Genomic DNA, 23,310 nt, shown 5'->3' on the forward strand with positions numbered 1-23,310 from the left:
CTGCTCTGTCGCTACCGTGCCTTGCAATCCCCCAGTCCCGCGCGGCCGCCGCTGCTGCTATACCGCTGCCATGCCGCTCGCCACCGCTTCGCTCGAATCGCCCGTCGGCACGCTGACGCTGGTCGCGAGCGACGTCGGGCTGGTTGCGGTGCTGTGGCCCGATGACGATCCGCGAAGGGTCGCGCTCGAGCCGGCGACGGCGGCAGCGGATCACCCGATCCTCGTCGCCACGGCGGGGCAGTTGCGCAGCTATTTCGATGGCGGCCGCAGGACGTTCGACCTGCCGCTCGACTGGCGCGGCACGGCGTTCCAGCGCGAGGTGTGGGCGGCGCTGCTGACCATCCCTTATGGCGAGACGCGCAGTTACGGCGCGCTGGCCCGCGCGATCGGACGACCCGCGGCATCACGGGCGGTCGGCGCCGCGAACGGACGCAACCCGCTGTCGATCATCGCACCCTGCCACCGCGTCGTCGGCAGCACCGGCCAGCTTACCGGCTTCGCCGGCGGGCTGAAGGCGAAGGCGACGCTGCTCGCGCTGGAGCGCCGGGCGGGCGAGTTGCCGCTGTAACGCAGCGCTGTGCAACTTTCGGCACACATTCGCCGCGACGCTCCCCGACCATCGCGCCACCTGTCGCCGCGGTGATCACTAAGTCACTGTAATGCAATGATTTTAATCATTCGCGGTGGTCATTGCCTGCGGCGGGCGGGACACGGCATTCTCCTGCGACGCTCCACGGCCAGCAAGAGCCGGTACGCGCCGTTACAGAGGATGAAAGGCATCTCATGAGCATCACCGTCGCCGCGACGCCGTCCGGAGGTCCCGTCGCACCGCCCGCCGCCAGGCCGTGGTACAAGCAGCTGTACCTGCAGGTGCTGATCGCGATCGTCGCCGGCGTGCTGCTCGGCCATTTCGCGCCGCAGACCGGCGAGGCGATGAAGCCGATCGGCGATGCCTTCATCAAACTGGTCAAGATGGTGATCGCGCCGGTGATCTTCCTCACCATCGTCACCGGCATCGCGGGGATGCGCGATCTCGGCGCGGTCGGCCGCGTCGCAGGCAAGGCGTTCCTCTATTTCCTGTTCTTCTCGACGCTGGCGCTGATCGTCGGCCTGATCGTCGCCAATGTCGTCCGGCCCGGCGCGGGGCTCAATATCGATCCCGCCAGCCTCGACACGAGCAAGGTCGCCGAATTCGCCGAGAAGGCGCATGAATCGACGATCACCGGCTTCCTCACCGGCATCATCCCCGACACCTTCCTGTCGTCGCTGACCGAGGGCAATATCCTCCAGACGCTGTTCGTCTCGATCCTGTTCGGCATCGCGCTGGCGCTGATCGGTGATCGCGGCACCAAGGTGCTGCACGTGCTGGAGGATATCTCGCTCGCCTTCTTCAAGGTGGTCAGCATCGTCATGAAGGCGGCGCCGATCGGGGCGTTCGGCGCGATGGCCTTCACCATCGGCAAATATGGCGTCGGCACGCTCGCCAATCTCGCGCTGCTGGTCGGCACCTTCTACTTCACCTCCCTGCTGTTCGTGCTGGTGGTGCTCGGGGCGATGAGCCGGCTGTGCGGCTTTTCGATCCTGCGGCTGATCACCTACCTCAAGGCGGAGCTGCTGCTGGTGCTCGGCACCTCCTCGTCGGAAAGCGCGCTGCCGGCGTTGATCGAGAAGATGGAACGCGCCGGCTGCCCCAAGTCGATCGTCGGGCTGGTCGTGCCGACCGGCTATTCGTTCAACCTCGACGGCACCAACATCTACATGACCTTGGCGGCGCTGTTCATCGCGCAGGCCTGCAACGTCGACCTGACGCTCGGCCAGCAATTGCTGCTGCTCGGCGTCGCGATGCTGTCGTCGAAGGGCGCGGCGGGGGTGACCGGGGCGGGCTTCATCACGCTCGCCGCGACCCTGTCGATCGTGCCGAGCGTACCGGTCGCCGGCATGGCGCTGATCCTCGGCGTCGACCGCTTCATGAGCGAATGCCGCAGCCTGACCAATTTCATCGGCAATGCGGTGGCGACGGTGGTCGTCTCGCGCTGGGAGGGGCGGCTCGACCACGCCCAGCTCGACGCCGCGCTGCACGGCCGCGCGTTGCGCGTCGATCAGCTTCCCGCCGACGCCGTTCCCGCCGCCTAAGGACCGATCATGATCTACCGCAGCTGCGCCCTCGCCGGCGCCACCGCCTCGCTCGTCCTCGCGACCGGCGCGATCGCCCAGACGAACGTCCCGCCGAGCGAAGCGGGGCAGACGCGCAATCCGGCGACGCCGACCGTCACCAGCTACCCTTCGGCCGCGGCCGGCGACGGCGCCACCACCAACGGCTTCAACCTGTCGCGCTGGGCGGAGGATTGGAGCAGCTATCGCGATCCGGCCAAGCGCCATGATATCCTCGACCGGCTCAAATTCCTGCCGATCGATGCCGATGGCGACGTCTATCTGACGCTGTCGGGCGAGGCGCGGCTGCGGGTGAACCACACCACCAACCCCAATCTGCGCGATTCGCGCGCGCAGCGGCAGGACATCAACCGGCTGGTGGGAGGTGCCGATCTCCACGTCGGTCCGCATTTCCGCGCCTTTGCCGAGATCGCACATGGCGGCATCTCCGGCGTCGAACTCGGCGTGCCCGCCGCGACGTTGCGCAACGACCTCGTCGTCCAGCAGGCGTTCGTCGAGGGGGATGCCGAGGTTTCCGGCGTCGCGATCGGCGCGCGCTACGGCCGGCAGGAATTCACCGACGGCGCCAATCTGCTCGTCTCGCAGCGCGACAACAATACCATCCGCTACACGCTCAACGGCATCCGTGCCTGGGCCCGCGGCCGCCGCGTGCGCGTCGACCTGTTCGACCTCAAGCCGACGCAATATGGCGATCTCGGTGCCGAGGACGACATCAGCGATCCCGCCCGGCGCTTCTCCGGCGTGACCTTCGGCTTTGCCGCGCCGACGCACTGGTTCGGCGGCTCGAAACTCTATGTCGATCCGTTCTTCTGGCGGCGGCGCAACAGCGTCGGCGCGTGGGGCGGGCGGATCGGGCCGGCGACGCGTTATTACGCCGGGACGCGTCTTTATGGCGATGCCGGGCCGTTGACGATCGACTGGACGGTCAACCACCAGTCCGGCCGCTATATCGATCAGGATATCGACGCCTGGCAGGTCTTCCTCGCGCAGACCTATCGCCTCGGCAAGCCGGCGACCGCGCCGCGCATCGGCATCCACTTCGATTATGCGAGCGGCGGTGGCGGCTATGGCAACGGCAAGCTGCGCGACGCCTATGCGCCCTTCGGCAACAACATCTATTACAGTTACGGCCTGTTCCTCACCGCATCGAACCTGATCGCGGTCGCGCCGAACGTCACCGTCTCGCCGCTCAAACGGGTGCGCGTCACCGCCGAATATCAGCTCGCCTGGCGCGACAGCGTCACCGACGCGGTCTATCGCGCCAACGGCCAGCCGTTCGCGGGGACGCAGCGCATCGGCGATGCCAAGATCGGCGACGTCATGCGCCTGCAGGCGATCTGGGCGATCAGCCCGCGGCTGTCATTCACCGGCCGCTACGAGCATCTCGCCGCCGGCCCGTCGCTGAGCAAGGCCGGGTTCAAGAGCTCCGACTTCATGGCCGGCTGGCTCAGCTTCCGCTTCTGACCGTTCGGGATGGACGTTGCCGCGGTCACGCGCCAAGACGCGCGGCAAAAGGAGAGCCCGATGTCCGACTATGCCACCATCCTCGTCGAACGGCGCGAGCGCGTCACGCTGATCACGCTCAACCGGCCGGAGGCGCTCAATGCGCTTAACGCACGGGTACTGGACGATCTGCTCGCCGCGCTCGCCGACTTCGACGCCGACGACGGGCAGGGCTGCGCGGTGCTCACCGGCAGCGCCAAGGCCTTTGCCGCGGGGGCGGACATCAAGGAGATGCAGCCGCTCGACTTCGCCGCCGTCTATGGCCGCAACCACTTTTCGGGCTACGAACGGCTCACCGCGACGCGCAAGCCGATCATCGCCGCGGTCGCCGGCTATGCGCTCGGCGGCGGCTGCGAGCTGGCGATGATGTGCGATTTCATCCTCGCCGCGGAGACCGCCAAATTCGGCCAGCCCGAGATCAAGCTCGCGGTCAGCCCCGGCATGGGTGGGTCGCAACGGCTGGCGCGCGCAGTCGGCAAGGCCAAGGCGATGGAGATGTGCCTGACCGGCCGGATGATGGACGCCGCCGAGGCGGAGCGCGCCGGGCTGGTCAGCCGCATCGTTCCCGCCGCCGATCTGGTCGAGGAGGCGGTGAAGACCGCCGCGACGATCGCGGCGATGGCGCCGCTCGCGGTGCTCGCCAACAAGGAGATGGTCAACGCCGCGTTCGAGACGACGCTGGCGCAGGGCGTCCAGTTCGAACGGCGGCTGTTCCACGCCCTGTTCGCCACCGCCGACAAGCAGGAAGGCATGGCCGCCTTCGTCGAGAAGCGTCCGGGTGCCTGGACCGGCCGCTAGCCGGCGCGCGCGAGAAAGCGTTCGGCGGCGGCGAGCGCCTGCGCCTGGACCGCGCCGGGCGCGCCGCTCGCGTCGATCACCGCATGGCGATCGGGCGCGGCGTTCGCCTGGGTAAGGAACGCCTCGCGGATGCGCTGATGGAAGGCGAGGTCGAGGCTCTCGAACCGCCCTTCGTCGATCGCCCCGTCGCTCAGGCGCTTGCGGCTGCGCGTCAGGCCGATCGTCGGATCGACGTCGAGCACCAGCGTCAGGTCGGGCCAGAGATCGTCGGTGACCGCGGCATGAAGGTCGCGGATCAGCGCCTCCGACATGCCGCGCCCCGCGCCCTGATAGGCGAGCGTCGAGCCGACGTAGCGATCCGAGACAACGACGCGTCCGGCGCTGACCGCGGGCAGCACGACGCGCGCGACATGCTGGACGCGCGCCGCGGTCATCAGCAGCAGCTCCGCGCGCGGGTCCCAGGTCGCGTCCTCGCCGGCGAGCAGCAGGCTGCGCAGCGCCTCCCCCTGCGGCGTGCCGCCCGGTTCGCGCGTGCCGACCACGTCATGGCCGCGCGCCTGCAATCCGGCGACGAGCCGGCGGACGACGCCGGTCTTGCCGGACCCGTCGACGCCTTCGACCGCGATGAACACGCCCGCCATCAGCCGCGGCTCCCGGCGGGACCGGGGCGGGGGCAGGGGGCGCGGCCCGGCAAGGGGCGGAGAGGATTGGACAGGGCTGGCACGGGATCGTGGTGCGCTCAGCCGGCCAGTTGCTGGTGGTGGCGGATCACCTCGTCGATGATGAAGCGCAGGAACTTCTCGCTGAACTCAGGGTCGAGCTCCGCCTCTTCGGCGAGCCGGCGCAGCCGGGCGATCTGCCGCTCCTCACGGCCGGGATCGGCGGCGGGCAGGCCGCTCGTCGCCTTGTGGCGGCCGACCGCCTGCGTCACCTTGAACCGCTCGGCGAGCAGATGGACGAGCGCCGCGTCGATATTGTCGATGCTCTTGCGATACCCCTGCAACACGTCGTCGCTCACGCCTGGCTCCTCCGGTCGGCCCGTCGCCTCCATGGTATGTGTTGCGTCTGCGAGCAAGGCTTGCGTTCGCCTCGCGCACCCGGCAGAGCGCGGGGCGAGATGACCGCCACCATCCACCGCCTCGACAACCGCACGCCGTCGCTCGAGCCCCTGCTCCAGCTCGTCGCCGGGGACATGAACGCCGTCAACACGGTGATCCTCGATCGCATGCAGTCGCAAATTCCGCTGATACCGGAACTTGCCGGCCATCTGATCGCCGGCGGCGGCAAGCGGATGCGACCGATGCTGACGCTGAGCAGCGCGCGGCTGATCGGTTATACCGGCACGCGCCACCACCGGCTCGCCGCCTCGGTCGAATTCATCCACACCGCGACGTTGTTGCACGACGACGTGGTCGACGGCTCCGACCTGCGCCGTGGCAAGCGTACCGCCAACATCATCTGGGGCAATCCGGCGAGCGTGCTGGTCGGCGACTTCCTGTTCAGCCGCAGCTTCGAGCTGATGGTCGAGGACGGCAGCCTCAAGGTCCTGAAGATCCTGTCGAACGCCAGCGCGGTGATCGCCGAGGGCGAGGTCAACCAGCTCACCGCGGCGCGGCGCGTCGACCTGGGCGAGGATCGCTATCTCGACATCATCAACGCCAAGACCGCGGCCCTGTTCGCCGCGGCCTGCCGCATCGCCGCGGTGGTCGCCGAACGACCCGAAGGCGAGGAACTGGCGCTCGACGCCTACGGCCGCAATCTCGGCATCGCCTTCCAGCTCGTCGACGACGCGATCGATTACGTGTCGGACGCCGGAACGATGGGCAAGGACGCCGGCGACGACTTCCGCGAAGGCAAGATGACGCTGCCGGTGATCCTCGCTTATGCCCGCGGCGATGCCGACGACCGCAAGTTCTGGAAGGACGCGATCGAGGGCCGGCGCCAGTCGGACGAGGATTTCGCGCGGGCGATCGATCTGGTCCGCCGCACCCGCTCGGTCGACGATACGCTGGCGCGTGCCCGCCACTACGGCCAGCGCGCGATCGACGCGATCGGCAGCTTCGCCAACAGCAAGGCGAAGGACGCGATGATCGAAGCGGTCGAATTCGCGGTGGCGCGGGCCTATTGAAGGGAGGGGCGCTCTCCCTTCCGTCACGCCGGACTTGCTCCGGCATCCACGGCTCCGCAGGAGCATAAGCCGTTCGTTTTGCGGTATAGTGGCCCGGAACAGGTCCGGGGTAAGGGCGGCGCAAAGATTTTTGCAGAGGTTTCGCCGGCGCGGGGATTATGACGTCGGAGGCGACTGTCACCCCCTCAGCACGCCGCGCACTCGCCGCCCATCTCCACCTGCAACGTCGCATGCCCGATCGCGAATCGCTCCCGCAGCATCGTGCGCGCCGCGACGAGGAAGCCGTCGCCCGGATGCCCCTCCGGCATCACCAGATGCGCGGTCAGCACCGGTTCGGTGGTCGACATCGGCCAAATGTGCAGATCGTGCACCCGCGCCACGCCGGGCAGCGCCTCCAGCGCCTCGGTCACCGCGTCATAGTCGATCGCGCGCGGCACCGCGGCGAGCGACATCTCGACCGTCTCGCGCAACAGGCCCCAGGTCTGCCAGAAGATCAGCGCGGCGATGACGAGGCTGACCAGCGGATCGATCCAGCCGAACCCCGTCGCCCAGATCGCGATGCCGGCCACGACCACGCCTGCCGAGACCAGGGCATCGCTCAGCATATGCAGATAGGCGCCGCGGATATTGATATCGCCCTTGCGCCCGCGCGCGAACAGCCACGCGGTGAAGGCGTTGATCGCAATGCCGATTCCCGCGACCAGCGAGACGGTGAGCCCGGTCACCGCCGGCGGATTGCCGAGCCGCTGCACCGCCTCGGTGACGATCGCGCCGAGCGCGACGAGCAGGAACACCGCATTGGCGAGCGCGGCGAGGATCGTCGATCCCTTCAGCCCGTAGGTGAAGCGCTTGGTCGGCGCGCTCCGCGCCAGCGCCGCGCCGCCCCAGGCGACGGCGAGGCCGAGCACGTCGGACAGATTGTGCCCGGCATCGGCGAGCAGCGCGACCGATCCGGTCCACAGGCCCGCGCCGCTTTCGGCGACGACATAGGCGATGTTGAGCGCGATGCCGATCGCGAAGGCGCGGTCGAACGATGCCGGCGCGTGGCTGTGGCCGTGGCCATGCCCGTGGCTATGGCCCTTATGGTCGTGTCCGTGATGATGACCGTGCGAATGGTCGTGCGCATGTCCGCTCAATGATCGTGCCTCGCTGCCCGCGGCTGCTTACCATCGCGCGGGCAGGAGATACTAGGACGCGCGCGATCGCCATTCCGGCGTGACGCCGGGATCAGGCCTTGCCGAACAGCCCGCCGAGCATGCTGCCGAGGCCGCCCGAGCCATCGGCGCCTTCTGCCCCGCCGAGCAACGCGCCGAGGCGACCGAGCGCGCCTTCGCCGCCGAGATGCGCCAGGATCTGCTGCAGGACGTCCGGCGATAGACCGGTCGAGTCCGCCGCGCCCGCGACGGTGTCGCCGGGCTGGGTATGCGCCGCGCCGAGCGCCGCGATCGCCGCCGTCACCTGTTCGGGCGACAGGCCGATGCGTTCGGCGAGATTGGCGATTTCCGGATTGCCGGCCACCTGGCCGAGGATGCCGTCCAACAGACCCATAACCGTCTCCTTCATGCTTGCGTCCCGGCCGTAGCAGACGGCGGATGTCGCGTCGCGGGGCGATCCATGCCATGGCGGCGCGATCGTGACCGACCTGCCGATCCTCGCCGTCCTGCCCGATCTGCTTGCCGCGCTGCGGGCCGGCGCCAACGCCGTGCTGGTCGCGCCGCCCGGCGCGGGCAAGACGACGGCGGTGGCGCCCGCGCTGCTCGCCGAGCCGTGGTGCGACGGCGAGATCCTGCTGCTGTCGCCGCGCCGGCTCGCCGCGCGTGCCGCGGCGGAGCGGATGGCGGCGCTTGGCGGAGAGGCGGTCGGCGGCACCTATGGCTATGCGACGCGGATGGACAGCCGTCGCTCGACGGCGACGCGGGTGACCGTGGTGACCGAGGGCATCTTCGTCGCGCGCATCCAGGCCGATCCCGAACTCGCCGGCGTCGCCGCGGTGCTGTTCGACGAGGTGCACGAGCGCAGCCTCGACGGCGACTTCGGCCTCGCGCTCGCGCTCGATGCGCAGGCGGCGCTGCGCCCCGATCTGCGCATCGTCGCCATGTCGGCGACGCTCGACGGCGCCCGCTTCGCGGCGTTGCTCGGCGATGCGCCGGTGATCGAGAGCGAAGGGCGCAGCCATCCGCTCGCCCTCCGCCATCTCGGCCGCAGCGGCGACGCACGGATCGAGGACGTGATGGCCTCGGCGATCCGCCGCGCGCTCGCCGAGGCGGAGGGCGGGCTGCTCGCCTTCCTGCCCGGCGTCGCCGAGATCGAGCGCACCGCCGAGCGACTCGCCGACCTGCCCGACGCCATCGTCCTGCATCAGTTGCATGGCAGCCTCGATCCCGCCGCGCAGCGGGCCGCGATCCGGCCCGAACCCGACGGCCGGCGCAAGCTGGTGCTCGCCACCTCGATCGCCGAGACCAGCCTGACGCTTGACGGGATTCGCATCGTCGTCGATTCGGGGCTGGCCCGCCGGCCGCGTTACGACCGCGCGGCGGGGATGACCCGGCTCGTCACCGAGCGTGCCAGTCAGGCGGCGGTGACGCAGCGTGCCGGTCGCGCCGCGCGGCTCGGCCCCGGCGTCGCCTATCGTCTGTGGGAAGAGGCGGGGACGGGCGGCCTGCCGCGCTTCGATCCGCCGGAGATCCTGGAGGCCGATCTGTCGGGGCTGGTGCTCGCCGCGGCCTTGTGGGGCGTCAATGATCCGCGCGATCTCGCCTTCCTCGATCCGCCGCCCGCCGCTGCGGTGGCGGAGGCGCGCGAGCGGCTCACCGCGCTGGAGGCGATCGACGCCGATGGCCGCCCGACCGCACATGGCCGCCGCATCGCCACGCTGCCGATGCCGCCACGGCTCGCGCATATGCTGCTGCGCGCCGGTGACATGGGGCAGGGGCGGATTGCCGCCGAGGTCGCGGTGCTGCTCAGCGAGCGCGGACTTGGCGGCAGCGACGCCGATCTCGAATCGCGACTGCGCCGCTGGCGGGGCGAGCGCGGCACCAAGGCGCAGGCGGCGCGCCAGCTCGCCACGCGCTGGGCGAAGCTGGTCGGCGGGGGCGAGGGCAGCGACGAGGCGATCGAGGTGCCGATCGCGCTGGCCTTCCCCGACCGGATTGCCCGCGCCCGCGACGCGAGCGGCGAACATTGGGCGTCGGCCGGCGGGCGCGGCTTCCGCCTCGATCCGACCAGCGCGCTGGCGCGACACGCATGGCTGGCGGTGGCGGAGACGCAGGGCGCCGCCTCGGGCGCGCGCATCCTCGCGGCGGCGCCGATCACGCTGGCGACGATCGAGCGCTTGTTCGGCGCGCGGATCGAGACGCGGCGCACCGTCGACTTCGATCCCGCGACCGGCGGCGTGACGACGCTGCGCGAGCGACGGCTCGGCGCGCTGCGACTGTCGTCCGGAGCCGATTCGCAGGCCGATCCCGCCGCGATCGCCGATGCGCTGCTCGACGGGGTGCGGACGCATGGGCTCGACCTGCTGCCGTGGCGCGAGGGCGGCGAGGCGCTCAAGGCGCGCGCGCGTTATGCCGGCATCGACATCGACGCGTTGCTCGTCGAGCGGCTCGACGAATGGCTGCCGCCGCTGCTCGCCGGGCGCCGGCGGCTTGACGCGATCCCGGGCGGCGCGCTGACCGATGCGCTGCGCGCGCTGATCGGCTGGGACGGGATGCGGCAGGTCGACCGGCTTGCCCCCGCCGATTTCACCAGCCCGGCGGGCAGCACGCACGCCATCGACTATGCGGCCGAGGGCGGGCCGAAGGTCGAGCTGCGCGTCCAGGCGCTGTTCGGTCTGGCCGAGCATCCGAGCATCGGGTCGCAGCGCGTGCCGCTGGTGCTCAGCCTGACCTCGCCCGCCGGCCGGCCGATCCAGACGACGCGCGATCTGCCCGGCTTCTGGGCGGGCAGCTGGAACGCCGTCGCCAAGGAGATGCGCGGTCGCTACCCCAAACATCCCTGGCCCGACGATCCCGCCGCGGCGGCGGCGACGCTGCGCACCAAAAAGGCGGATGCACGCAGCCTCGGGACACGCTAAGGAACCGCCATGCCTACCGCCCGTATCTTCCAGCGCCCCAAGAATGCGATGCAGTCCGGCAAAGCCCGGACGATGACGTGGAGCCTCGAATTCGAGCCCGCCGAACCCAAGCGTCCCGATCCGCTCACCGGCTGGGCCGGCAGCGGCGACACGCGCGAGCAGGTACGGCTGAGCTTCCCGACGCAGGAGGCGGCGATCGCCTATTGCGAGGCGCAGGGCTTCGACTACGAGCTGATCCCGGCGCCGGAGCGCAAGCTGAAGCTGCAGGCCTACGCGGACAATTTCCGGTAAGGTTGGGCGCGCAAGCCGGCGGATAACGGCCGCTCCCGTACTTCTGCGCAGGCAGGAGTCCAGGGTTCCAGGAACAAAGAGCCGTTGCTCTGCCTGCCCGGTGATCCCCGCTCTTGCGGAACCTCTGCAAACCTTCGCCGTCCTGCCGGACGTGGTCCGGCATCCGCAGTCCCGCACGAGCGTAGGCCGGATATTTCGCGGCACGGTGGACCTCGGAACGCGTCCGGGATGACGACGCGTCTCCGGCCAACTCCGAGACTTCGCAAAGGTCTCGCCGGCATGGGTATCTCGGGTTGCTTGCCAGAACGACCTAGGCAGAGTTCCCGCTTTCGGCCGTATTCATGAAGACTGGCGCCATGCGCGCCATCCCCGCGCTACCGCCCGATCACCTCATCCATCAGCCCGCTGCCGAGCAGCAGCAGCATCTTCGCGTCGATCGCGACGCCCTCGCGCCGTCTCGCCGCGACGAAACCCGCCACCGATTCCGGCGCGACCCGGTGAACGGTGATATTCTCCTGCGCATCGCCGCCGCCGTCACCGGTGCGGGTCAGTCCGGTCGCCAGCACCAAGGTGAAGCTTTCCGACGTCATCCCCGGCGACGAGTAGAATTCACCGCGTTCCTCGACGACGGCGGCGTGATAGCCGGTCTCCTCCTCGAGCTCGCGCCGGGCCGCGTCGGCGACGCTTTCGCCCGCGCTCTCGTCGCCGACCAGTCCGGCGGGCAGTTCGAGGCAAGTCCGCCCGAGCGGCACGCGATGCTGTTCGACGAGCAGCACTTGTCCGTCGCCGTCGATCGCGACGATCACCGCCGCGGCGATCGCGCCGACGCGCTCGGCATATTCCCAGGTCCCGGCCTTTTTGACCGAGAGATATTTGCCCGTCCAGACGGTGGAATCGGTGGTCATAGCTCGATCAATCGATCCGGCAGTTCGTTGGTGTCGTCGGAACGCGGCGGGAATTGCTCGGCGAGGACGAGGCCGATCTGGCGCACCGCCTCGGCCATGCCGTCGCCGGGGCGGCCGTCACGGGTCGCCGCGATCAGTGCCGCCATCGCCGCGCCCCAGATGTCGGGCGCGACGCGCTTGTGAATGGAATGATCGGCGATGATCTCTGCGCGATGTTCGTCGAGCGAGAGGTAGACGAGCACGCCCGTCGCCTCGAGCGTGCGGGCCTCGGCGGCGGTGCGGAACAGCATCCGGGCACGCTCGTGCACGCGGCGGGCGGCGGTGCTGCCCGGCGTCAGCGCCAGCCGCAGCGGCATCCAGGCGAGCGCCAGCCGCACGACGAGGAAGGTGACGGCGAGCAGCACCAGCGCGACGGTGAACAGGCTCCCCGCGCTCGGCGCGCCCTCCCACGGGTCGGCAACCAGCCCGTGCAGCCACACCGCCGCGGTCGGGACCAGCGCGAGCAGCGCCAGCACGAGCAGCATGGCGAGCACCGCCCAGTGCAGGGCGACGTCATGATATTTGTCGCTGCGTCGCGCGACGATCGTGACGATCTCGCCGGCGGTGCTGCGCTCGGCCAGCGCTACGGCGGCGGCGACGCGCGCGCGATCATCGTCGGTCAGTTCCATCCTACCAACTCCCAGACGCGCCGCCGCCGCCGAAATCGCCGCCGCCGCCGCCGGTGAAGCCGCCGCCGCCCCAGCTGCCGTCGCCGTCGCCGCCTGATCCGCCGCCACCGCCGCTGCTCCAGCCACCGCCCTGCGACGAACGGCCGATCTCATTAGCGAGACCCCACAGCACGATCGGCAGCGCACTGCCGCCATCATGGTCATAGCGTCGGCCCCACGGGCCGGCACGTTTCCGGCCGCGCAACAGTGGCACCAGCACGAACAGCAGAATGATTCCCCAGATGATCACGCCGAACGGCACGCCGCCGCCGCTCTGGCTGGTGCGGCTACGCCGATGCGTGGCATCATATTGCTTGGCCGCGGCGTCGAGTCTCGACCGGGCCTCTTCGGGACTTGCCTGCATTTGACGCGCAAGCTCGTCGACGCCTGCGCTGATCGCTCCGGGAATGTCGCCGGCCCGAAGTTTGGGGATCATAGTCTGGTTGATGATGACACTGCTTAGAGCGTCGGTGATGATCGGCTCCATTCCTCGGCCGACTTCAACCCGCACGCCCCGTTGCCCGGCGGCGCCGTTCGGTGCCACGATCAGAATCGCACCATTGTTGACGTCGCGAAGACCAACCCCCCAATTCCGCCCCAGTCGATAGCCGTAATCCGCTATCGGATACCCCTGAAGGTCCGGGATCGTCGCGACCACCAGCTGCCGGTGCGTCTGCTTCTGCAACGCCTCCAGCTTGGCGGTCAGCGCCGCTTCCTGATCGGGCGGCAGCACGTCGGCGGCGTCGACGACGAGGCCGGTGAACTTGGGGAAGGTCTGCGCCGCCGCCGGCGTGACGATCAGCCACGCCAGCAGCATCAGCAGCGCTGCCCGCCACAGCGTCGCGGTCCGGGCGAGGGGGGCGGGCACCCTCAGCTCGCATTCCCGAAGTTGACGGTGGGCGCGTTCTGGGCATTCGGCGCGGTCGCGGCGAACGGCGTCAGCGGCTTGGCACCGTAGAAGATCTTCGCGCCGACCGCATCGGGGAAGGTGCGGATGCGCGTGTTATAGGCCTGCACCGCATTGTTGTAATCCTGCCGCGCGATGGTGATGCGGTTCTCGGTACCTTCGAGCTGGCTCATCAGCGTGGTGTAATTGCCCTGCGACTTGAGCTCGGGATAGGCTTCCTGCAGCCGCTGCAACGACATCGTCACGTTGTTCTGCGCGCGTTCGAACTGCTGCACCTTGGCGGGATCGGTCAGCTGATCGCCCGACAGTTTGACCTGATTGGCGCTGGCGCGCGCCTGGGTCACCTGGACCAGGATATCCTTCTCCTGCGCGCCGGCCGCCTTGACCGTGGCGACGAGGTTCGGGATCAGATCGGCGCGGCGCTGATATTGGTTCTGGACATCGGCCCAGCGCGCCTTGGCGTTTTCCTCCGCCGTCGGCACCGAGTTGATGCCGCAGCCGGCCAGCGACACCGAGGCGGTGGCGGCCAGGGCGAAAGCGGCAACGGGTCGAAGCGACGACATGAACATCCTCCTCAAGTATCTGTGCTAGGCATATAGGACAGCGGACGGGCTTGGCGAAGGGGAAATCGCCGCCTAGTCTCGCTCCCTCTGGGATGGCTGACGAGGGACGCGGGATCATGCTCAAGGAGTTCAAGACGTTCATCGCGCGCGGCAACGTGCTCGATCTGGCGGTGGCGGTGATCATCGGCGCGGCGTTCGGCCGGATCGTCACCTCGCTGACCGAGGACGTGATCATGCCGGTGATCGGCAAGATTTTCGGTGGACTCGACTTTTCCGGATATTTCCTTCGCATGGGGCCGGTACCGGCGAATTACGCCGGATCGCTCAGCGACTATGCCGCGCTCAAGAAGGCGGGCGTGCCGCTGCTCGGCTATGGCGCGTTCATCACCCAGGCGGCCAATTTCCTGATCGTCGCCTTCATCATCTTCCTGATCGTCCGGGCGGTGAACCGGCTGATCCCCAAGCCTGCCGCGCCGGCGCCGGCCGAGCCCGCCGATGTCACGCTGCTGCGCGAGATCCGCGACGAGCTGAAGGCACGGCCGCGCGTCTGACGCGCGGTCAGGCCGCGACGAGGTGCTCGGCGGTCGCGTCGGCGAGGCTGGTGCCGTCGAGGATGCGTGCGGTTTCGTCACGGACGCGCATCATCGCATGGCGGATCGCGCAATCCGCCTCGCTGACGCAGTCCTTGCACGGCCGATAGGCGGTGCGGCTGACGCAGGGGACGAGCGCGAGCGGCCCTTCGATGACGCGGATCACCTCGCCGAGCGAAATCAACTGCGCGGGACGGGACAGGACATAGCCGCCCATCTTGCCGCGCGTGCTGGTGAGCAGCCCGGCATCGCGCAGGTCGGCGAGGATCAGTTCGAGGAATTTACGCGGGACGTTGGCGGCGATCGCGATCCGGCCCATCGGAATCGGCGGGCTCGCCACCGGCGCCTGGGCGAGGAACAGCATCGCGCGCAACGCGTAGCGGGAACGCTGGGTCAACATGATGCGCGCCCTATGGCGTGATAATGTGGCGAGTGAAAGGCGCGGATTGCGGCGGCGGCGCGTTGCACCTATATGACGGTTGCCGGCTTCCAGCCGGCTATGGCGATAAACGGTGGCGTTGAATAGACGCAGCGGACCCGGGGGCAGTACCCGGCGGCTCCACCACCGCAGTTGAGCGATCAGCCGCGATGACGGGGCCGAACTAGGATCGACGTGTGTTGAAGGGCGCTGTCTTTCGCTCGGAATGGGACCACCGCAACGGCCCATTACACAAGTGCCAACGATAACGAAGCACTCGCGATTGCGGCGTAACTGAGGGCCTCACGGCCTAAGGTTACTCCAAAATAGCGCGGTTGGACCCCACCGGGCAACAGAAGGGGAATCCAGCGGTACGGGGAGCACCGGGCAACAGAAGCTCCCCACCCTATCTTCCCATCCTATCAGCCGTGCCGGGTGATCGCCTTTGTAGGCGATCCGCGACCTCATGGCGATTGCGCCGGCCATCCCGCGCGCGTCCGAGCCGGACGCCCTCTCGTGCAGCAGCATCACGGCCATATCCGATCGTCAGGCCGGCAAGGCGTCGCAGGTCGAGCCGAATCATCGCGGGGGAGGCCCTCGGGCTTCGGCAGGACATCGTAACGGAACCGTGCGCGGCGCGGCCGGTTCGACCCTGGTACGGCCTGAGCGCCGATCGGACACCGGGGGAATAAAGCATGGACAACCGCCAGCAACGGGCGCTCAGCCCCTGGTCCCTGCCGGCTGGGGGCTGGAAGGCGGTGCTCAAGCGCACCTGGGACGAAACCGGCCGCGACAATGTCGGATTGATCGCAGCGGGGGTCGCCTTCTACGGCTTCCTTGCGCTGGTGCCGCTGCTCGGCGTCACGGTGCTGAGCTATGGCCTGATCGCCGATACGCAGACGGTGATCGACGACGTCAACCGGCTCGCCGCGGTGATGCCGGCGGATGCCGCCCGGCTGGTCGGCGAGCAATTGCTCAGCGTCGTGCAATCCTCTGACGGCAAGAAGGGCTTCGGCCTGTTGATCGCGCTGGCGCTGGCACTGTTCGGCGCGCGCAATGGCGCGGGGGCGGTGATCACCGCGCTCAACATCGCTTATGAGGAGGAGGAGAAGCGCGGGCTGATCAAGGTCAATCTGCTCGCGCTCGGCATCACCGCCGCTTCGGTGGTGGTGGCGTTGGTCGCCGCACTGGCGATCGCCGCGCTCGCCAAGCTCGAGGCGCTGCTGCCCGGCGCGCCGGGCGTGGTGCTCGTCGGTGGCAAGCTCGCTTCCTATCTGCTGCTGCTGCTCGCCGGCTCGTCGGCGGCGGCGGCGCTCTACCGGTTCGGGCCGTCGCGGACGCAGGCGCGCTGGCGCTGGCTGACTCCCGGGTCGCTGTTCAGCGCGGCGGGCTGGCTGCTGCTCAGCCTCGGCTTCGGCCTCTACGTCGCGAATTTCGGCAACTATAATGCGACCTACGGCTCGCTCAGCGCGGTCGTCGTGATGCTGACCTGGATGTATCTGTCCGCCTACATTCTGATCGTCGGTGCCGAGCTCAACGCCGAATTCGAGCATCAGGTCGCCGCCGATACCACCACCGGCACGCCGCAGCCGCTCGGTACGCGTGGCTCCTGGGTCGCCGACCATGTCGCCGGTGACGGTGCCAAGCGGGGCGAACGCCACGAGGATGCGGCGGCGGCGGCACCCGTCAGCGCGGCGGAGGAGTTCGGCGCGAGCCGGGCGATGGCCCGCGCCGGGCAGGTCGCCGGCATCGGCAAGGCGGGGCTGGTGACCAGCGCGGCGGCGACGCTCGGCCTGCGCCTGATCCGCAAGCGCGGCCAGGCGCGCACCGGTATCGCCGTGCTCGGCGCCACCGCGTTCGCCGCTTGGCTCGGTCGCGAGCGAGCGTCGGGGAGCTAGTATCTTACCCTCCAATCTGCTATAGATTCGCAATAGCAGATTGGAGGGCGGCTGATGCATGTGAGACCGGTCGATACGGGCGCAACTGGAGTCCGGGGCTGGAGTTGCGCGAGGGGCATCGGCTCGTCACCGGCGGCGTCTACGCGCTGTGGCGGCATCCGATGTACGTCAGCATCTGGCTGGCGGCCTTCTGCCAGCCGTTGCTGGTCCACAATCTCATCGCCGGGCTGCTCGTCGTTCCGGCCTTTGCCGCCATGTGGTGGCTGCGGGTGCCGCAGGAGGAGGCGATGATGCGTCACCAGTTCGGCGAGCATTATGCGCGCTACTGCGTGCGGGTCGGTCGGCTCTGGCCGAGGCTGGGGCGATGACGATGCCGCCCGCCGTCATCGCCCGCGCCGCGCGCTGCTGGCGCCGCACGCGCGACGAGCGTGGTCCGGTCCAGCAGCGGCTGCACGCGCTGCTCGCACCGTTGGGCTATGACATGCTCGCACCGGTGATCGACAGCGTGATGACGCTGGGCGAAGCCTGTCTCGGCCGGCCGCTGTGCCGCGGCTGCCCGTTCGGCCCTGACGGCGACGAGGCCCTGCTGTGTCAGCTGATCGCCGATCCGGATCAGCTCGCACGCCTTGCGCCGTGCCGGGTAAAGGGCTGCCCGGCCGCGCGGCGGCTGTTCGCGGGAGCGCTCGCCTCGACATCGGTGATGATGGCGATGGCCTGATGGCCGCGCGGTCATCGGCCGCGCCAACGGTTCCGCAGCGTCCCTGGTGAGCCGCGCGATACACGCTGCCTGGACGGACAGGGCGATTGCCGTGTCGAACACCTGCCCGTCAGGCGTCACGGACTTGGATCGGGGCGTGGAGAGGGTGTTCGAAACCCCCTTCGGCAGCGGGGCGGGAGGTGTCTCGTGGTAGCATCCATGCCGTTCGATCGGTTCGATGGGCGCGGCGGATCGCCTATGTCGGATTCGAGGCTCGATCAGCGCCAGACGTCACGGCGCGATCGGCGATCGGACCGGGTTCGGAGCGGTGTCGATGCCTCGAAGTCGCCTGCGCGCCGGTCGATCCGGAGGATCGTCATGCCCCATGATGCAGGACGAATGGGACGCCATGGAGCCGTTCCGCCTCCATCGTCATACCGGTGCCTGCCATGTCTCGCTGACCCGGATGGATCGTGCTAGGCGTCTTATAAGCTTGGAATCAGACGGTGATCGCCTCGGGGGCTTTCGCACTGGCACGGGGGACCATGAGCGAAAACAGCAGCACCTATGATGGTGAACGACGCCGTCTGGCGACCCTGACCGATTATGATGTCCTGGCTGGAAAGACCGAACAGGGCCTCGATGACATAACCCGTATCGCGGCGCAGGTCGCCGGAACGCCGATTGCCTTCATATCGCTGGTCGATGACCAGCGGACGTGGTTCAAGGCGCCGATCGGTTTGGATCTGGCCGACATCCCCCGTGCGTGGTCGATCAGCTCCCATGCCATCGAACAGGATGGCGTGTTCGAGATTCCCGATCTGAACAACGACGACCGGTTTGCCCGTGATCCGCTCGTCACCGGAGAGGCCGGTTTCCGGTCCTATGCCGGTGCGCCGCTGGTCGCATCCGATGGCGAGAAGCTCGGCGCCCTTGCCGTCGTCGATTATGAACCACGCCAGCTCAACGCAGACCAGCGGCAGGCGTTGTTGGCGTTGTCGCGCCAGGTGATGGCCCTGTTGACCGCACGCAAGCAGCTGGCCGAGCGCCGGCAGGTCGATCAGCGACACGGCTTCATCCTCGACAGTGCGGTGGATTATGCGATCGTGTCGATGCGCCTCGACGGCACGGTGACGAGCTGGAACGAGGGCGCGGCGCGGATCATGGGCTGGACCGAGCAGGAGATGTGCGGTTTGCCGTGCCATCGCTTCTTCACCCCGGAAGACTGCGACGACGGCATCCCCGAAAAGGAAATGGGCGCCGCCCTGGCGCAGGGGCGCGGCAAGGACGAGCGCTGGCATCTGCGCAAGGGCGGCGAACGCTTCTGGGCCAATGGCGAGATGATGCCGCTGACCGATGAAGCGGATCGTCCGATCGGCTTCATCAAGATCCTGCGCGACCGCACCGAGCAGCGGCTGGAATATGAGCGGCTGAAGGCGATCGAGGAGCGGTTCAAGATCGCCCTCGAAGCGGCGGGCTTCGTCGGTTCGTGGGACTGGGACAGTCGGACCGATACGCTGCGCGCCGACAGCAAATTCTGCGCCTTCTATTCTGTCGATCCGGAGCTCGGCGAAAGCGGGGTGCCACTGGCGACCTTCGTCGCCGGCATCCATCCCGACGATCGCGAGCGGGTGGCCGAGGCGATCCGCCAGTGTATCGCGGAAACCGGGGAGTTTGCCGAAGAATATCGGGTCCTCCGCCACGATGGGGCGGTGCGCTGGGTCATGGCGCAGGGGCGCTGCGCGTATGACGGCAGCGGCAAGGCGACCCACTTTCCCGGCGTCGCGATCGATACCACCGACCGCAAGCTGGCCGAGCTGGCGCTGGCGGACAGCGAAACCCGGATGCGCCTGGCGCTGGAGGCGGGTGAGCTCGGCACATGGGAGTCGACGCTCGAGCTCGGCAACCTGCAATGGGATGCCCGCACGCGGGAGTTGCTCGGTCATACGCCCGACGAGCCGCTCGATTTCCAGCACTCCTTCATCCGTCAGGTCCATCCCGATGACAGGGAGCGGGTCAACGCGGTCGTCCGCGAGGCGGTGACGACGGACGGTATGCTCGACGTCGGGTTCCGGACGATCGACGCGGCGGGGCGTCAACGCCATGTCCATGCCATCGGGGCGGTGGTCGTCGGCATGGCCAAACGCTTTCTGGGAACGGTGCGAGACGTCACCGAGCTGCGGGCCGCCGAGGACCATCGGGCGCTGCTCAACAACGAGCTTCAGCATCGCATCAAGAACACCTTGTCGATCGTCCAGGCGATCGTCAGCCAGTCGCTGCGCAACGCATCGACGCCGGCCGAGGCGCGCGACACGATCGGCAATCGCCTCCAGGTGCTGAGCGAAGCGCACGATCTGCTCACGCGGACGAGCTGGTCCGCCGCGCCGATCGATACGATCGTCGACGGTGCGATCCGGCTCCAGGGCGGTCGCTCGCGGCGTATCCGCGTATCCGGCCCGCAGGTCCGGTTCCGTGCACGCGCCGCTCTTGCCCTGGCGATGGCGCTTCACGAACTCGGCACTAACGCGACCAAATATGGCGCCCTGTCGGTTCCGGAGGGTCATGTCGATTTGCGGTGGACCGTGATCCAGGAGCCCGAACCGGTGTTCGAGCTGGTCTGGAAGGAGCATGGCGGACCCGTCGTCACGGAGCCGACGCGGGTCGGCTTCGGGACACGATTGATGCAGAGCCTCGGCCGCGATCTCGGTGGCAAGGCGGTCATCGACTATGAACCGAGCGGTGTCCGATGGACGGTGCGCTCATCGCTGGCAGCGATCGTCGAGAGTTAGGTCGCTCCGATCCGGAACGTATCGTACGCGCGGCATGTTGGCCCATGATGGATAGTCCCCACCCATCGGCCGTCGTCCTCGTCGTCGATGATGAGACACTGATCCGCATGTATGCCGTCGATGTTCTCGAAGATGTCGGGTTCACGGTGATCGAAGCCGACGGCGGCGAAGACGCATTGTGTACGCTCGACCAGCATCCGGAGATCACCGTGCTGTTCACAGACATTCATATGCCTGGCCCATTCGACGGGTTGGTATTGGCGAGGAAGGTGCACGAGCGTCGGCCTGACATCCAGCTCATCATCGCGTCCGGCAGGGGCCGTCCGAACAGGTCAGAGCTGCCGGGTGACGGGGTATTTTTCACCAAGCCTTACGACGGTATGGCCGTTGCCCGGTTGATCGAAGCGACGGAGCGGCTGTCCTGCAAGACGTCGACGCCATAGTATGTTGCGTGCGCTACGTGGGCTGCTGATCCGGCATTGGGCGCACCGTCTCGCTCGAAGATCATCAGTCGCTTCCCGGAAGGGGCTCGCCGGAACCGGGGGATTGGCTCTTTGGTTGTTCTAGGCCGGATCGCGGGCTCGGTGCGCCGGGGCGAGCGTCTCGCCCTTATTCTCGGGAGTCGACCCATGACGGATAGTATCGCGGTCGGCGTCTTCCTGCCGCTCTACCGTTGAGCCATTGTGGGAAAGGCCCGTCCGGCAGGCGCACCGATCGCGTCAGGAATTCCGACGACGCTCGGTCCGATAACGTGCGTGACAGGGGCGGGGCCCGTGCCGATGCGGTCAGGGCGGCAGATAAGGACGAGGCCACGATGCGGCAGGAGCGACGCGACGCGATCGTCGCCGACCAGGCCGCCGCTCTTCTTTGGGCCCCTCAGACCCGGCAGACCGAATAGGCCGGGTCTTTCCGAAAGGTACTGCCGATGAAAGCCGGCCTGCTTCGTCTCGCCGACTATCTCGGCTCCAGCTATTGGTTCGTGCCGACGATCATGGCGATCGGCGCGGTGCTGCTCGCCATCGGCATGGTGACGCTCGATGCGACGCTCGGATCGTCGTGGATGGGCGGATATGCCTGGGTCTATGCCTCGCACCCCGACGGGGCGCGGCAGGTGCTGTCGTCGGTCGGCGGATCGATGATCACCGTGGCCGGCACCGTCTTTTCGGTGACGATCGCGGCGGTGGTCTATGCTTCGGGCCAATACGGCCCGCGACTGCTGACCAATTTCATGCGCGACCGCGGCAATCAGGTGACGCTCGGCACCTTCATCGCGACGTTCCTCTACTGCCTGCTGGTGCTGCGCACGATCCGCTCGGCCGAGGAATCCGGCGGCTATGGTTTCGTGCCCAATCTGGCGCTGCTCGTCGGTGTCCTGCTGGCACTCTGCTCGATCGCGGTGCTGATCTACTTCATCCATCACGTCCCGTCGAAGATCCACATCAACAGCGTCATCGAAGATGTCGGCGACCGGCTGCTGCGCGGCATCGACGATCGCTTCCCCCGTTTCATCGGCGAGGCGCCCGGCGATCATGACTCGACCGCAGAGAAGCTGCCTGCCACCTTCCGTGATACTGCCGATGCCGCGGTGGGCGCGGATCGCTTCGTCGTGACGGCGAAGGACACCGGCTATATCCAGTTTCTCGACGACGAGACGGTGATGCGGGTCGCTCGGGAGAACGGGCTGGTGCTGAGGCTGCAATATCAGCCCGGCGACTTCGTCCATATCGGCCGGGCGCTGGTGGAAGCGTGGCCGCCGGGACGATGCGACGACAAATGCGCCGACGCGCTCCGCGATGCCGTCGCGATCGGATCGCGCCGTTCCGCCTTGCAGGATCTGCGCTTTCTGGTCGACGAGCTGGTCGAGATCGCCGCGCGCGCCCTCTCGCCCGGCGTCAACGATCCCTTCACCGCCGTGACCTGCCTCGACTGGCTGAGCGCGGCGCTTTCCGATCTCGCCGGCCGGTCGCTGCCGTCGCACCTGCGTGTCGACGACGACGGTGCGCTGCGAGTGATCGCCCATCCGGTCACCTTCGCCTCGCTGATGGATCGTTCGTTCGGCGCGCTCGCGCAATATTGCGCAGCCGACATGGTCGCGGCGCTGCGCTATCTCAATGCGCTCGGCGAGGTGTCGCTCGACTGCGACGAGCCCGATCGGCTCGCGACGATCCGCGCTTATGCCGACAAGCTCGAAGAGCTGGCGAATGACGGATTGAAGGGTTTCAACCTGCGCCGGGTCCGGCACCGGGCCGACGAGCTGCGCGCGGCGCTGGCCGAGCCCGATTACAAGCGGCGTTTGCGTGACGGCACCGCCTGGCTCGCCGGTACAGCCTGACCAGCGATCGGAGGCGCCATCGGCCGGGGTTTGTCCGTCCCTTTTTCGGGCCGGACGCGATGAGGTAAATAAAGAGGGCGTCGCCGATGATCGGCCGCCCTCGTCTTCGCGGTCAGGGTAGCGCCACCAAGCCCTTGGGGCTCGTGGCGCCCCTGGACGTCAGGCCTTCGCTGCCTGCGCCTCTGCCTTGGTGACCTTCAGGTAGATGCGATTGTCCTCGATCCGGTCGACCATGTCGAACGGCAGCGTGTGATGCTGATGGTCGGACGAATCGGTCTTGGTCAGCTTGATCGTCTCGCCCTCGACCTTGTCGACGGTGCCGACGTGCTCGCCGTCCGAACCGGCGATCTCCATATGCTCCTTGATCCGCAGCTTCTCGAACATGGTACCTCCTTGTTGACGCCGTACGAACGTCGCGGACGGTGTCTGGGTTCATGCTTTTCGACAAACGGATGCATCAAAGCATTGGACGGGCAGGGCGCTGCCCGTCGATATCGTCGGGTGGCGGGGGCGATCGGTCCGCCTCACGTTGATGACGCC

At 68.2% G+C, this 23,310-nt stretch carries 24 protein-coding genes, 1 other RNA gene and 1 pseudogene; 16 read left to right on the forward strand and 10 right to left on the reverse strand.

Going from position 1 to position 23,310, the window contains the following annotated elements; all coding sequences use genetic code 11:
• Positions 1-70 precede the first annotated feature (70 nt).
• The 4 genes from BW41_RS06430 (at position 71) to BW41_RS06445 (ending at position 4,473) form a co-directional block, all read left to right on the forward strand.
• Complete coding sequence (locus BW41_RS06430; protein WP_037532665.1) at positions 71-568, forward strand: methylated-DNA--[protein]-cysteine S-methyltransferase; 498 nt, start codon at positions 71-73, stop codon at positions 566-568.
• Between the two features lie 215 nt (positions 569-783).
• Complete coding sequence (locus BW41_RS06435) at positions 784-2,133, forward strand: dicarboxylate/amino acid:cation symporter (protein WP_037532666.1); 1,350 nt, start codon at positions 784-786, stop codon at positions 2,131-2,133.
• 9 nt (positions 2,134-2,142) lie between these two features.
• Positions 2,143-3,636: an alginate export family protein gene (locus BW41_RS06440; RefSeq protein ID WP_037532668.1), complete on the forward strand. Its 1,494-nt coding sequence runs from the start codon at positions 2,143-2,145 to the stop codon at positions 3,634-3,636.
• Between the two features lie 60 nt (positions 3,637-3,696).
• Positions 3,697-4,473 carry an enoyl-CoA hydratase gene (locus BW41_RS06445; RefSeq protein ID WP_037533202.1) on the forward strand — a complete coding sequence of 259 codons (777 nt, stop codon included), beginning with the start codon at positions 3,697-3,699 and terminating at the stop codon, positions 4,471-4,473.
• Here BW41_RS06445 and tmk read toward each other — a convergent pair.
• Together tmk and BW41_RS06455 are read right to left on the reverse strand one after the other, a co-directional pair.
• Positions 4,470-5,114, reverse strand: coding sequence for a dTMP kinase (gene tmk, locus BW41_RS06450; RefSeq protein ID WP_037532670.1), 645 nt, complete (start codon positions 5,112-5,114; stop codon positions 4,470-4,472). The two genes, BW41_RS06445 and tmk, sit on opposite strands and share 4 nt — an antisense overlap.
• A 98-nt stretch (positions 5,115-5,212) precedes the next feature.
• A complete protein-coding gene (locus BW41_RS06455) occupies positions 5,213-5,491 on the reverse strand; it encodes a chorismate mutase (RefSeq protein WP_037532673.1) in 279 nt (92 codons plus the stop codon).
• Positions 5,492-5,590: 99 nt separating this feature from the next.
• On the opposite strand from BW41_RS06455, the gene BW41_RS06460 reads away from it, so the two are divergent.
• Positions 5,591-6,601, forward strand: coding sequence for a polyprenyl synthetase family protein (locus BW41_RS06460; RefSeq protein ID WP_037532676.1), 1,011 nt, complete (start codon positions 5,591-5,593; stop codon positions 6,599-6,601).
• Between the two features lie 185 nt (positions 6,602-6,786).
• On the opposite strand, the gene BW41_RS06465 is transcribed toward BW41_RS06460, so the two are convergent.
• Positions 6,787-7,737, reverse strand: coding sequence for a cation diffusion facilitator family transporter (locus BW41_RS06465; RefSeq protein ID WP_037532678.1), 951 nt, complete (start codon positions 7,735-7,737; stop codon positions 6,787-6,789).
• A 91-nt stretch (positions 7,738-7,828) separates the two neighbouring features.
• The gene (locus BW41_RS06470) at positions 7,829-8,149 is read right to left on the reverse strand and encodes a hypothetical protein (RefSeq protein WP_037532680.1); all 321 of its coding nucleotides are present in this window, start codon (positions 8,147-8,149) and stop codon (positions 7,829-7,831) included.
• A gap of 85 nt (positions 8,150-8,234) precedes the next feature.
• Here BW41_RS06470 and hrpB point away from each other — a divergent pair, with 85 nt between their 5' ends.
• Both hrpB and BW41_RS06480 read left to right on the forward strand, forming a co-directional pair.
• Positions 8,235-10,673, forward strand: a complete 2,439-nt coding sequence (gene hrpB, locus BW41_RS06475) for an ATP-dependent helicase HrpB (RefSeq protein ID WP_037532682.1) — start codon at positions 8,235-8,237, stop codon at positions 10,671-10,673.
• A 9-nt stretch (positions 10,674-10,682) separates the two neighbouring features.
• On the forward strand, positions 10,683-10,964 hold the full coding sequence (locus tag BW41_RS06480) for an ETC complex I subunit (protein WP_037532684.1): 282 nt from the start codon (positions 10,683-10,685) through the stop codon (positions 10,962-10,964).
• Positions 10,965-11,338: 374 nt separating this feature from the next.
• Here BW41_RS06480 and BW41_RS06485 read toward each other — a convergent pair whose 3' ends face one another.
• From BW41_RS06485 to BW41_RS06500, 4 genes are read right to left on the reverse strand one after another with little or no spacing between them, the layout of a single operon-like run.
• Positions 11,339-11,869, reverse strand: coding sequence for an NUDIX hydrolase (locus BW41_RS06485; protein WP_037532686.1), 531 nt, complete (start codon positions 11,867-11,869; stop codon positions 11,339-11,341).
• The gene (locus BW41_RS06490) at positions 11,866-12,537 is read right to left on the reverse strand and encodes a TPM domain-containing protein (RefSeq protein ID WP_037532688.1); all 672 of its coding nucleotides are present in this window, start codon (positions 12,535-12,537) and stop codon (positions 11,866-11,868) included. Before BW41_RS06490 ends, BW41_RS06485 begins: the two co-directional genes overlap by 4 nt.
• A 1-nt stretch (position 12,538) precedes the next feature.
• Positions 12,539-13,393: a TPM domain-containing protein gene (locus BW41_RS06495; protein WP_051583330.1), complete on the reverse strand. Its 855-nt coding sequence runs from the start codon at positions 13,391-13,393 to the stop codon at positions 12,539-12,541.
• A 53-nt stretch (positions 13,394-13,446) separates the two neighbouring features.
• Positions 13,447-14,052, reverse strand: coding sequence for a LemA family protein (locus BW41_RS06500; RefSeq protein ID WP_037532693.1), 606 nt, complete (start codon positions 14,050-14,052; stop codon positions 13,447-13,449).
• A gap of 110 nt (positions 14,053-14,162) precedes the next feature.
• Here BW41_RS06500 and mscL point away from each other — a divergent pair, with 110 nt between their 5' ends.
• Positions 14,163-14,597 (forward strand): large conductance mechanosensitive channel protein MscL, encoded by a 435-nt coding sequence (gene mscL / locus BW41_RS06505; RefSeq protein WP_037532696.1) that lies wholly within the window; start codon positions 14,163-14,165, stop codon positions 14,595-14,597.
• Between the two features lie 7 nt (positions 14,598-14,604).
• On the opposite strand, the gene BW41_RS06510 is transcribed toward mscL, so the two are convergent.
• Positions 14,605-15,036, reverse strand: a complete 432-nt coding sequence (locus BW41_RS06510) for an RrF2 family transcriptional regulator (RefSeq protein WP_037532698.1) — start codon at positions 15,034-15,036, stop codon at positions 14,605-14,607.
• A gap of 42 nt (positions 15,037-15,078) precedes the next feature.
• Here BW41_RS06510 and ssrA point away from each other — a divergent pair.
• The 8 genes and pseudogenes from ssrA to BW41_RS06540 all read left to right on the forward strand — a co-directional run bounded on the left by ssrA (position 15,079) and on the right by BW41_RS06540 (position 22,770).
• Positions 15,079-15,422: a transfer-messenger RNA gene (gene ssrA, locus BW41_RS20450) on the forward strand.
• Positions 15,423-15,749: 327 nt separating this feature from the next.
• Positions 15,750-16,952, forward strand: coding sequence for a YihY/virulence factor BrkB family protein (locus BW41_RS06515; RefSeq protein ID WP_081792952.1), 1,203 nt, complete (start codon positions 15,750-15,752; stop codon positions 16,950-16,952).
• Positions 16,919-17,320: a methyltransferase family protein gene (locus tag BW41_RS20455; protein ID WP_081792953.1), complete on the forward strand. Its 402-nt coding sequence runs from the start codon at positions 16,919-16,921 to the stop codon at positions 17,318-17,320. The genes BW41_RS06515 and BW41_RS20455 overlap by 34 nt, the downstream gene beginning before the upstream one ends.
• Positions 17,317-17,670 (forward strand): hypothetical protein, encoded by a 354-nt coding sequence (locus tag BW41_RS06525; protein WP_152542165.1) that lies wholly within the window; start codon positions 17,317-17,319, stop codon positions 17,668-17,670. The genes BW41_RS20455 and BW41_RS06525 overlap by 4 nt, the downstream gene beginning before the upstream one ends.
• Positions 17,671-18,194: 524 nt before the next feature.
• A pseudogene (locus tag BW41_RS22035) lies at positions 18,195-18,605 on the forward strand (GAF domain-containing protein); the annotation flags it as partial.
• A 63-nt stretch (positions 18,606-18,668) separates the two neighbouring features.
• Entirely contained in the window at positions 18,669-20,438 is a 1,770-nt protein-coding gene (locus BW41_RS06530; protein WP_235199670.1) for a PAS domain-containing protein, read from the forward strand.
• Positions 20,439-20,482: 44 nt separating this feature from the next.
• Positions 20,483-20,881: a response regulator gene (locus BW41_RS06535; protein WP_037532703.1), complete on the forward strand. Its 399-nt coding sequence runs from the start codon at positions 20,483-20,485 to the stop codon at positions 20,879-20,881.
• A 482-nt stretch (positions 20,882-21,363) separates the two neighbouring features.
• The gene (locus BW41_RS06540; protein ID WP_037532705.1) at positions 21,364-22,770 is read left to right on the forward strand and encodes a DUF2254 domain-containing protein; all 1,407 of its coding nucleotides are present in this window, start codon (positions 21,364-21,366) and stop codon (positions 22,768-22,770) included.
• 159 nt (positions 22,771-22,929) lie between these two features.
• On the opposite strand, the gene BW41_RS06545 is transcribed toward BW41_RS06540, so the two are convergent.
• Positions 22,930-23,154 (reverse strand): DUF2171 domain-containing protein, encoded by a 225-nt coding sequence (locus BW41_RS06545; protein WP_037532707.1) that lies wholly within the window; start codon positions 23,152-23,154, stop codon positions 22,930-22,932.
• Positions 23,155-23,310 lie beyond the last annotated feature (156 nt).

This window comes from Sphingomonas sp. RIT328, assembly GCF_000632225.1.
Lineage (GTDB): Bacteria > Pseudomonadota > Alphaproteobacteria > Sphingomonadales > Sphingomonadaceae > Sphingomonas > Sphingomonas kyungheensis.